We start from the raw sequence: 2,197 nt of genomic DNA, 5'->3' as shown, positions 1-2,197 counted from the left end.
GGTGGTGCAGTTCCCGGACCCGGTCCGCGCGGAGCGGCACCCCGCCGGGGTCAGGGTGGACGAGTACGGCTTTCCGGACTTCGGCCCGTACGCCGCCGCCGCGGCCGAGGTGGCCGACCCGCCGGAGGGCTTCGGCGTGGACGAGCTGCGACTGACCGACTACGTGTCGGCCAACGCCGCGCTCTACACCCAGGGCCACCCGCTCTGGGCCGACCTCTCGACCGCCGTCGCCACCCCGCCCGGCTGGACCTGGCACCACGCGGTCGGCCGGGCCGCCCCCGGCTGGCGGCGGATGGAGCTCGTGCCGGTCGAGGTCAAGGCGCTGCTGCGGCACCACGGCGGCCTGGCCACCTCCGCCGCCGACCACACCCGCCGCGGCACCCGCCCCCTGCAGGAGCGCCGGGCGGTGCACTTCTCGCTGGCCGGGGACGGCGGCGACCCGATCGGCGTCCCCGAGGACCTCGTGCAGCGCGCCGAGCAGCGCCTCGGCTACCGGCTGCCCGACGCCTACCGCACCTTCCTCAAGCTGGGCGGCGGCCGCACCCCGGTCGGCGTGGCGCTGGACACCGAGCTCGGACTGCTGCTCGACCAGCCCTTCCTGACGCTCACCGAGGAGTACGGCACCGCGGACGTCGTGTACACCAACAAGTGCCTGCGCGACCACCTCACCAAGGACTACCTGGCCGTCGCCTACGCCCAGGGCGGCCTGGTCGCGCTCAAGGTGCGCGGCGAGCGGACCGGCTCGGTCTGGTTCCACCTGCACGACGACGCCCGCGACACCGGTGCCCCGGAGGCCCCGGAGGACCGCTGCGCCCGGCTGCTGCTGCCCTGCGGCGAGGACTTCGACGCCTTCCTGCTGCGGTTGGCGGGCAGCCCGCCGGAGCTGGAGACGGTCGCGGAGCTGATGGTGGACGGCGGGTTCGCCCGGGCCGTCCCGGTGGGCTGAGGCGCGTGGTCGCGGTGGTCGCGGTGGTGTCGGTGGTGTCGGTGGAACGGGGGACGAAGAGGATGCGGACAGGGGTGAACCGGGCGTGGTGACGTACGCGCAGGCGCAGGAGCTCGCCGAGGAGTGGATCAACGGCGGGGTGCCGCGCTCGCAGCAGCGCGAGGTGCGGGTCCGGGAGTTCGACCTGGGCTTCGTCTGCTGGGCGGTGGCGCCCGCGGGCCCGGCCGAGGGCACGGGCGGCGGCACGGGGGAGGCACGGCTGGTGATCGCCCGGGACTCGGGCGCCAGCACGCTGTGGCCCGCGCTGCCCGTCAACGAGGTGGTCCGGCAGTACGAGGAGGTCTACGGGCGGCCGGTGGCGGCCAACCCGGCCGGGGCGGCGAAGCCCGCGCCCGGACCGGTGGAGGCCACCTCCTTCCTGCTCAGCCCGCCGCAGTGGCTCCAGGAGGCGGGGGCCGCGGCGATCGCGGCGGAGGCGGAGCGGCTCGGGACGGCCCCGGCCGGGCCGCAGGGTGCCGAGGCCCCGGTCGCGGCCGATGCTGCCGCTGCCATGCCCGGCGCCGCCGCTGCCACGCCCGTCGAGGAGCGGCCCGTTCCGGCGCCGCAGCCCGTTCCCGCGCCGCTGCCCGCCCCGGCCGTGCTGACCGAGCCGCCGGTCTCCGGCCGGCCCGCCGGGGACGCGCCCACCATGCTCGCGCCGCCGCCCGGGCACGAGGAGCCGGTCGTCGCTCCGCAGCCCTCGCCGCAGCCGCAGGCCGTCGCGCCGGTGCCGCCGCCCGTGGCTCCGGTCGCGCCCGTCGCGCCCGGTGTGCCCGGTGTTCCTGGTGTGCCGGGCCCGTCGGACGGGGGCGACGCCGCCACCGTCCTGATGCCCGAGGGGCTGCGGATCACCGGCTCGGACCTGCCCGAGCCCGCCGCGCCGGCGGGTGCCGAGGCCGCGACCATGCTGATGCCGCCGACGAGCGGCGGCCACGGCATGCCCCCGGTCCCGCCGTTCGCCGAGCCGCCGGCCGCCCCGCCCGCCCCGCCGGCCCCGGTGGCCCCGGCACCCGCCCCGGCCGCCGAGCCGGCGCCGACCCTGCTCGCCTCGCCGGACGCCATGCCCGGGCTGATGGGCCTGCCGGGTGCCCCGGCCGCCCCGCCCGCCACTGGACCGCAGGCGGAGCACGCCCCGACGATGCTGGCCCCGCCGGGCGGCATGCCCGGCCTCGCCGGCCTGCCCGGTGCCCCGGTCCCCGGCGCCCCGGAGGG

At 78.8% G+C, this 2,197-nt stretch carries 1 protein-coding gene and 1 pseudogene; both read left to right on the top strand.

Annotated features, from left to right (window positions below; genetic code table 11):
• Nucleotide 1 precedes the first annotated feature (1 nt).
• Entirely contained in the window at nucleotides 2-946 is a 945-nt protein-coding gene (locus ACIQOV_RS38375; RefSeq protein WP_401055403.1) for an SMI1/KNR4 family protein, read from the top strand.
• 85 nt (nucleotides 947-1,031) lie between these two features.
• Nucleotides 1,032-2,197, top strand: a pseudogene (locus ACIQOV_RS38370) (hypothetical protein); the annotation flags it as partial.

Source organism: Kitasatospora sp. NPDC091257, from assembly GCF_044757675.1.
GTDB classification, from domain to species: Bacteria; Actinomycetota; Actinomycetes; order Streptomycetales; family Streptomycetaceae; genus Kitasatospora; species Kitasatospora lactacystinica.
This window is presented reverse-complemented; position numbering and strand designations above follow the sequence as displayed.